Genomic DNA, 8,145 nt, shown 5'->3' with positions numbered 1-8,145 from the left:
GGTAGGATCACTGTCCTGTCTCCCTAGTTTGAGGTGTGAACCGCGCTGCGACACTTCCTCAAAGCCTGCGTCTTTCAGAACTTTCAGGAGCTTGGTTGAGTTGGTTTGTAGCTCCATCGCCCCTCCTTTCTGAGTACATATATACACACCTTAACGGGCGGGTGCAAGTGAAATGTGTTTTATAGTGTGTATTATTTTGCGCCGATTGCAGTCGGTCGGCACAACAGAATCCTTGACCACGCCGCAAGTGTTCTCTTTGTGTTCTCGCCATGTGGACGCATCGGAAGACGATCATATGTGGGGCAGGTGACCCTGACGACAGGCAAGTGCTGTTCAACCGGCGCCCGGTTGGTCGCGTTTACTATGCGCCGAACATGCTGCCCGAGTTGCGCTGGTCATGGACCTGCGGTTCCGCGCATGGATATGTTGCGACCATCGCCGAGGCGTTGGAACGCGTGCGGCAGGCGTATCTTGCGGTTCATGGTAGCTGATCTGGCCATCATGGCGGAACAAACTAGGGCTGGGCTGTACGGGATTTGTACGAAAGCCTTCGGTTTGTACGCGTATGTTCACGCTTTTTCGTGCATCGGCGCAGCGCGGCCTTGCTCGCTGGCGCAGAAAATCATTTTATTATCAGCGGTTAGCTGGCGACTCCGACAGGACTTGAACCTGTAACCTGCCCCTTAGGAGGGGGCTGCTCTATCCAGTTGAGCCACGGAGCCTCACCAGCCCGCCCTAAATGCGGGGAAATCGCGGCGGGCGCAACAGATTCCGCATGGGTCCGGTCATGAAGGATCAAGATGCAGGGGAGGCGAAATTTGGCCCACCGCCTCCCCTGCGGGTCCGTCGCGCCGGTTGAGAGCTTGCGGGCGCGCTGGATCTCCTGATAGCGCTAACATAGCATGTCATCTGCCCTTGGACAAGGCTTTACTTTGGCGCTAACAATGAAAACAGCGCCCAAGGAGAGACCCAGCCCGTGACCAGACCCCCCGTTCCCGATCCCCGCCGCACCCTCACGCTTCGCGATGTGTCCGAGGCGTCGGGCGTGAGCGAGATGACGGTCAGCCGGGTCTTGCGCAACCGGGGCGATGTGTCCGATGCGACCCGCGAAAAGGTGCTGCAAGCGGCGCGGGCCCTGGGCTATGTGCCCAACAAGATCGCGGGCGCGCTGGCCTCGCAGCGGGTGAACCTCGTGGGCGTCATCATCCCCTCGATGTCCAATATGGTCTTCCCCGAAGTCATGATGGGCATCTCCGAGACGCTGGAGGATACCGGGCTGCAACCCGTTGTCGGCATTACCAATTACAGCCCGGAGCGTGAGGAATCCGTGCTGTATGAGATGCTCAGCTGGCGCCCCTCCGGCGTCATCATCGCGGGGCTGGAACACAGCCCGGCGGCGCAGGCCATGCTGGACAGCGCGGGCATTCCCATCGTCGAGATCATGGATATTGACGGCGATCCGGTGGACAGCGCCGTGGGCATCTCGCATCGCCGCGCCGGGCTGCAAATGGCCGAGGCCATCGTGGCGGCGGGCTATCGCAAGATCGGCTTTCTGGGCACCAAGATGCCCGATGACCACCGCGCCCGCAAGCGGCTGGAGGGCTTCAAGGAGGGCCTCGCCCGCGCGGGTCTGGCCCTGACCGATGAGGAATATTACGCGGGCGGGTCGGCGCTCTTGAAGGGCCGCGAGATGACCGAGGCGATTCTGCGCCGCTCGCCCGAGCTGGATTTCCTGTATTATTCCAACGATATGATCGGGGCAGGCGGCCTTTTGTGGTGCCTTGCCAACGGGATCGACGTGCCGGGCCGCGTCGGGCTGGCGGGCTTCAACGGGGTGGAGCTGCTGGACGGTCTGCCGCGCCGTCTGGCCACCATGGACGCCTGCCGCCGCGAGATCGGCATCCACGCCGCCGAGATCATCGCCGGCAAGCGCCCCTCGGGCGTGATCGGCGGCGAGCGGATCGAGCTGTTCCCGACGCTGCAACCGGGCGATACCATCCGCAAGGTTTGAGGGCTTGGCAAATGGCCGAGGCCATCGCCGAGGTCATGTGGCACCGTTGCCGCATCGGGCCGGTGGCCCGAAGCCACCGGCCAGCGCCCGCCCTGCGGGGGGCGGGTGCTTCGCACCCACCGGGCGGGCGCGGGCCTGTCGGTCTTGCGCGTAAAAGGTCTTGCTGAACAGCGGTCACGCGGGCGGGGAAACGCGCTGCGTTTCCTGATCCGCCCGAGGCCGTCTCGGCCATTCCTGCCTCAATACCCCAGCGTGCCCAGCACCTGATACACCCCGGCCACCGAGCCGAGCAGCCGCCCCTCGCCGCGATCATTGGCATAGGCCACAATCGCATTGTAAGTGCCGGGGCCAAAGGCGCCGTCGATGCCGCCGCGATAATAGCCCCGCGCCGCCAGATGCTGTTGCAGGCGCACCCGGTCGCGGCTGCCATAGGCGCGGAAGGCCTGCGCCGCGGGCGTGCTGTAGATGCTTTGCTGCCAACCCGGTTGCGGCTGCGGGCGCGGATACACGGGTTGCGGATAGACCGGCTGGGGATAGGGGTAGGGCTGCGGATAGGGATAGGGCTGCGGCTGCGGATAGGGCTGCGGCCTCTGCCCGCGCCGGTTCGCATCCTGAATGATCGCCCCCAGCAGCACCGCCCCCGCGATGCCCTTCAACACATTGCGCTCGTTCTTGCCCAGAGCCAGCGCCGGGCTGGCAGGCAGCGCCAGCGACAGCGCGGTCAGCGCCACCATCGCCCCCTTCATCAGCTTGCGCAGCGGGGCGGGTTTCATCGTCATGACAGCGGGCAGCATGTCGTTTCCTTTCAGATCGGCGGCACCAGCGCCGCACGGAAGATGCCCCCAGATGCGCTCCGGGGGCCCTGAAAGGCAAAATCGCCGCGCTGTTATCCCATATCAGCCCCGCCCCAGCCCATAAAACTCGGGGTTCGGGCGCATATTCGTCACATTGGCCAGCCGGTTCGACATGCCGAAAAACGCGGCAATCGCCGCAATGTCCCAGGCATCCGCCTCGGTGAAGCCATGGCCTGCCAGCACCGCCAGATCGGCCTCGCCCACCTCCTGCGCCCGCTGCGAGACCTTCACCGCAAAGTCGATCATCGCCTTTTGCCGGTCGGTAATGTCGGCCTTGCGGTAATTCGTCGCCACCTGATCCGCGATCAGCGGGTCTTTCGCCCGGATGCGCAGAATGGCGCCATGCGCGATCACGCAATATTGGCACTGGTTCAGCGCCGAGGTCGCCACCACGATCATCTCGCGCTCGGCCTTGCTCAGCCCGCCGGGCTTCTCCATCAGCGCATCGTGATAGGCAAAGAAGGCGCGGAACTCGTCGGGGCGATGGGCCAGCACCAGAAAGACATTGGGGATGAAGCCCGATTTCTCCTGCACCGCCAGAATACGGGCGCGGATGTCTTCGGGCAGGCTGTCCAGCTCCGGCACCGGAAAGCGGCTGATCGGATGTTCCATCTTCCGCCCCTCAGCCCTGAACCGGCACGATCACCCGGCCGCGCACCCGGCCCGCGATCAGGTCTTCCGCCACTTGCGGCGCCTCCTCCAAGGTGATGCGCCGGGTCATGGTTGCCAGCAAGCCTGGGTCCAGATCCTGCGCCAGCCGCCGCCAGGCCGCGATCCGCTCGGCCTTCGGCGCCATCACACTGTCAATCCCCACCAGCGTCACCCCGCGCAGGATGAAGGGCGCCACCGTCGCCGGAAAGCCCATGCCCCCCGCCAGACCGCAGGCCGTGACCACGCCGCGATATTTCATCCCGGCGCAGACATTGGCCAGCACCTGACCGCCCACCACATCCACCGCGCCCGCCCATTGCTCGCGCGCGAGCGGCTTGCCCGGTGCGCTCAGCGCCTCGCGCTCCAGAATGCGGGCGGCACCCAGATGGGTGAGGTAATCGGCTTCCTCGGCCCGCCCGGTCAGCGCCACCACGCTGTAGCCCAGCTTCGCCAGCACCGCGACCGCCACGCTGCCCACACCGCCCGCAGCCCCCGTCACCAGCACCTCGCCCGCCTCGGGGCGCAGGCCCTGCCGCTCCAGCGCCAGCACACACAGCATCGCGGTATAGCCCGCTGTGCCGATCGCCATGGCCTGTTCGGCGCTGAAGGCGGGCTCCAGCGGGATCAGCCATTCCGCCTTCAGCCGCGCCTTTTCCGCCAAACCGCCCCAATGGCCCTCGCCCACGCCCCAGCCATTCAGCACCACCCGGTCACCGGGGCGGAACTCGGCGCTGCCCGAGCTTTCCACCACCCCCGCCAGATCAATGCCCGGCACCATCGGAAAGCGCCGCACCACCGGCCCCTTGCCGGTGATCGCCAGCGCATCCTTGTAATTGAGGGTGGAGCATTCCACCCGCACCGTCACATCGCCCTCCGGCAGATCGCTCTCGGCGATCTCGGTCAGGGCGGCGCTTTGGCCGCTGTCGTCCTTGGTGATCAGAATGCCGCGCATCAGGGAAGCCTTTCAAACAGAAGGGGAAATCAGCCGGAAGAACCCGGCGGCGAAAGCATCAAGCGGGGCCGGGCTGCGCTCCAGCTTGGCGCGCAGCACCGCGCCCTCCCAGCCGATCCAGAAAAACGCGGCCAGCGCCTCAGGGTCATGCCCCATCAACTGCCCTGTCAGCCGCGCCTCGGCCAGACAGCGCGCCAGCAGCGCCTCCCATTCGGCAAAAACCGCGATGATCCGGGCGCGGAAACTTTCGGGCAGCACGCCCATTTCCTGCCCCAGATTGCCCACCAGACAGCCGCGCGCAAAGCCGTGCCGCGCCATGCCGTCGCGCGCATCGGCGATGAAATCGGCCAGCCGGTCCAGCGGCGCCCGCTCCGCCGCCTCCAGATGCCGCCGCAGCTTGCGCTGGAAATAGCCGTCATAGCGGTCGATCAGCGCAAGGCCAAAGGCCTCCTTGCTGGGGAAGTAACGGTAGAAACTGCCCTTCGGCATCGCCGCCGCCGCCAGCATCTCCTCCAGCCCGACCGCGCTGAACCCCTTTTCCGTCAGCAGCGCCACCCCCGCCCGCAGCAAGCCCTCGCGGGCATGGCCGGGGGTGGCAGGGTCCAGGCGCGGGCGGCCGCGCTTGCGGGGCAGGGGGGCAAGATCGCTCATGTCGAATTATTAGACCGACCGTCTATTAAATTGCAAGACCCAAAGAAAAAGGCCCGGGCCGCATCGCTGCGCCGGGCCTTTCCAGATCACGCAAACGAGGCTCAGGCCGCCTTGCGCCCGCCGAACCACCGGTTGATCAGCACAAAGAACACCGGCACGAAGAAAATCGCCAGCGTCGTGCCGGTAATCGTGCCAAACAGCGTGGCATAGCCGATGGCCTCGCGCGCACCCGCCCCGGCCCCGGAGGACAGCACCAGCGGCACCACGCCCAGACCAAAGGCCAGCGAGGTCATCAGGATCGGGCGGAAGCGCAGCCGCGCCGCCTCGCACACCGCCTGCACCGCGCCTTCGCCCATCTTCTGCATCCGCTCGCGGGCGAATTCCACGATCATGATGCCGTTCTTGCCGGTCAGCCCCACCACGGTCAGCAGCCCGACCTGAAAGTAAACCCCGTTCGACTGCCCGCCGATCCAGGCCCCGATCAGCGCGCCCAAAATGCCAACCGGCATCGCCAGCAGCACCGCCACCGGGATCGTCCAGCTTTCATACAGCGCCGCCAGGCACAGGAACACCGCTGCCAGCGCCAGCCCATACAGCGCCATCGCCCCGGCGCCCGCCTCTTTCTCCTCCAGCGACATGCCGGTCCATTCCAGCCGGAAACCCGGCGGCAGTTGCGCGGCCAAATCCTCCATCGCCGCAATCGCATCGCCCGAGGTGAAGCCCGGCGCCGCCGAACCATCAATCCCCATGGCCGCCAAGGCGTTATAGCGGGTCACCTGCTGCGGGCCATAAACCCAGTCATAGGTGGCAAAGGTTGAGAAATCGACAAACTCGCCATTCGCATTCTGCACCCGCCATTGCGCCAGATCCTCGGGGGTGGAGCGCGCCGCAGGCTCGCCCTGCACAAAGACCCGCTTCACCCGGCCCTCATACAGAAAATCGTTCACATAGGCGCTGGACCAGACCGTGTTCAAAAACGTGCCGACATCCGCCGCCGTCACACCCACGGCGCCCGCCTTGGCCCAATCAATGTTCAGCCGGAATTGCGGCGCATCCTCCACCCCGCCGGGGCGCACCGCCGTCAGCACCGGGTTTTGCGCGGCCATGCCCAGCAGCATGTTGCGCGCCTCCAGAAGCTCGGCATGGCTCTTGCCACCCGTCGCCGTCAGATAGGCCGAGAACCCGTTGGAGGTGCCCAGTTCCAGCATGGCCGGCGGTGCAAAGGGCACCACCGTCGCCTCGTTGATGCCAAAGAACAGCGGCCCGAAGGCGCGCTGCGCCACCGCGCCGCCGCCGGTCTCGGGCGTGGTGCGCGCCGACCAATCCTTCAGCTTCACAAAGCTCATCGCCATGTTCTGCCCCTGCCCGCTGAACGAGAACCCGCGGACCGAGAACACCGAATCCACCACCGCCGCCTCGCCTTGCAGCCAATAGCCCTCGACCTTGCGCAACACGCCCTCGGTCGCCTCTGCCGTCGCACCCGAGGGCAGTTGCACCATGGAAAACAGCGCGCCCTGATCCTCATCGGGGAGGAACGATGTCGGCGTGGAGACGAACAGCCAGCCCATCCCCGCCACGATCAGCCCATAAACCGCCAGCATCCGCAGCGGCCCCGCCGTCACCTTGCGCACCCCTGCCGCATAGGCGCGGGTCAGCGCGCCGAACACCCGCTCGAACCGGTCCGAGAAACCATTGCCCAGCCGCGCGAGCACGCCCTGCCGCTTCGCCCCATGATGCGCATGGGGTTTCAGCAGCGTCGCGCAAAGCGCAGGCGTGAAGATCAGCGCCACCATGACCGAAAGCCCCATGGCCGAAACAATCGTTACGGCAAATTGTTTATACATCTCGCCGGTCGCGCCGCCGAAAAAGGCCATCGGCACGAACACGGCCGAAACCACCAGCGCAATGCCGACCAAGGCGCCGGAAATCTCATCCATCGACTTCTCGGTGGCTTCCTTGGGGCCAAGCCCCTCCTCGGCCATGATCCGCTCGACATTTTCCACCACCACGATGGCGTCATCGACCAGAAGGCCAATCGCCAGTACCATGGCCAGCATGGTCAGCGTGTTGATCGAAAAGCCCAAGGCGGCCATGATGCCAAAGGTGCCCAGCAGCACCACCGGCACCGCCATGGTGGGGATCAGCGTGGCGCGGAAATTGTGCAAAAACACCAGCATCACGATGAAGACCAGCACAATGGCCTCGATCAGCGTCTCGATCACCGCCTCGATCGAGATCAGCACGAAAGGCGTGGTGTCATAGGGCACCACATAGCTGACCCCGGCGGGAAAATCGCGCGCCAGCTCGGCGATGCGGGCATTCACCAGCTCCGCCGTCTCCAGCGCATTGGCGCCCGAGGCCAGCTGCACCGCCAGCGCGGCGGCGGGCTTGCCGTTGTAAAAGCCCGCGATTTCATAGTTTTCCGTGCCCAGTTCGGCCCGCGCCACATCGCGCAGCAGCACGAGGCCGCCATCGGTATCGGCGCGCAGCACGATGCGCTCGAAATCCTCCGGGGTTTTCAGCAGCGATTGCGCGGTGATCGTGGCATTCAGTTGCTGGCCCTCCGGCGCCGGCATCGCGCCAAAAGACCCGGCCGAGATCTGCGCATTCTGCGCCGAAATCGCCGCCACCACCGCCGAAGGCGACAGGTTGTAATATTTGAGCTTTTGCGGGTCGAGCCAGATGCGCATGGCATATTCCGACCCGAACACCTGCACCTTGCCCACGCCCTCCAGCCGCGAGATCGGCTCCACAAGGTAAGAGGACATATAGTCGGCCAGATCAATATCGCTGCGCGCGCCATCGTCCGAGACCAGCCCGGCCACCATCAGAAAGCCGGTGGCCGATTTTTCCACCGTCACGCCTTGCCGCGCCACCACTTCCGGCAAGCCCGCCTCGGCCTGCGCCAGCTTGTTCTGCACCTGCACCTGCGCAATGTCCGGGTCCGTGCCCATGCGGAAGGTCAGCGTGATCTGCGCCGATCCGGTCGAGGTGGTGGTGGAGTTGATGTAGCGCAGGCCATCCAG

The 8,145-nt window shown here is 65.4% G+C and carries 6 protein-coding genes and 1 tRNA gene; 1 reads left to right on the top strand and 6 read right to left on the bottom strand.

Translation table 11 applies throughout. From position 1 onward, the window contains the following. Positions 1 to 645 precede the first annotated feature (645 nt). Positions 646 to 722, bottom strand: a tRNA-Arg gene (locus tag JNN06_RS05940). A 254-nt stretch (positions 723 to 976) separates the two neighbouring features. Here JNN06_RS05940 and JNN06_RS05935 point away from each other — a divergent pair. Beyond that, the gene (locus tag JNN06_RS05935) at positions 977 to 2,011 is read left to right on the top strand and encodes a LacI family DNA-binding transcriptional regulator (protein WP_291238675.1); all 1,035 of its coding nucleotides are present in this window, start codon (positions 977 to 979) and stop codon (positions 2,009 to 2,011) included. Between the two features lie 239 nt (positions 2,012 to 2,250). Here the strand turns inward: JNN06_RS05935 and JNN06_RS05930 are convergent, their stop codons facing one another. The 5 genes from JNN06_RS05930 to JNN06_RS05910 all read right to left on the bottom strand — a co-directional run. Next, positions 2,251 to 2,805 (bottom strand): peptidoglycan-binding domain-containing protein, encoded by a 555-nt coding sequence (locus JNN06_RS05930; protein ID WP_291238674.1) that lies wholly within the window; start codon positions 2,803 to 2,805, stop codon positions 2,251 to 2,253. A gap of 102 nt (positions 2,806 to 2,907) precedes the next feature. Next, a complete protein-coding gene (locus JNN06_RS05925; protein WP_291238673.1) occupies positions 2,908 to 3,477 on the bottom strand; it encodes a peroxidase-related enzyme in 570 nt (189 codons plus the stop codon). Positions 3,478 to 3,487: 10 nt separating this feature from the next. Then, entirely contained in the window at positions 3,488 to 4,468 is a 981-nt protein-coding gene (locus JNN06_RS05920) for an MDR family oxidoreductase (protein WP_291238672.1), read from the bottom strand. Positions 4,469 to 4,480: 12 nt separating this feature from the next. Next, positions 4,481 to 5,119: a TetR/AcrR family transcriptional regulator gene (locus JNN06_RS05915; protein WP_291238671.1), complete on the bottom strand. Its 639-nt coding sequence runs from the start codon at positions 5,117 to 5,119 to the stop codon at positions 4,481 to 4,483. Positions 5,120 to 5,220: 101 nt separating this feature from the next. Then, positions 5,221 to 8,145, bottom strand: a 2,925-nt coding sequence (locus JNN06_RS05910) for an efflux RND transporter permease subunit (protein ID WP_291238670.1), incomplete at its 5' end; no start/stop codon positions are given.

The organism is Gemmobacter sp. (assembly GCF_016792925.1).
Classification (GTDB): Bacteria; Pseudomonadota; Alphaproteobacteria; order Rhodobacterales; family Rhodobacteraceae; genus Gemmobacter.
This window is presented reverse-complemented; position numbering and strand designations above follow the sequence as displayed.

What these genes read in the sequence shown, in the direction of transcription:
- JNN06_RS05930 (WP_291238674.1), bottom strand. Translation starts at nt 2,805, where the DNA reads ATGCTGCCCGCTGTCATGACGATGAAACCCGCCCCGCTGCGCAAGCTG.
- JNN06_RS05915 (WP_291238671.1), bottom strand. Translation starts at nt 5,119, where the DNA reads ATGAGCGATCTTGCCCCCCTGCCCCGCAAGCGCGGCCGCCCGCGCCTG.
- JNN06_RS05920 (WP_291238672.1), bottom strand. Translation starts at nt 4,468, where the DNA reads ATGCGCGGCATTCTGATCACCAAGGACGACAGCGGCCAAAGCGCCGCC.
- JNN06_RS05925 (WP_291238673.1), bottom strand. Translation starts at nt 3,477, where the DNA reads ATGGAACATCCGATCAGCCGCTTTCCGGTGCCGGAGCTGGACAGCCTG.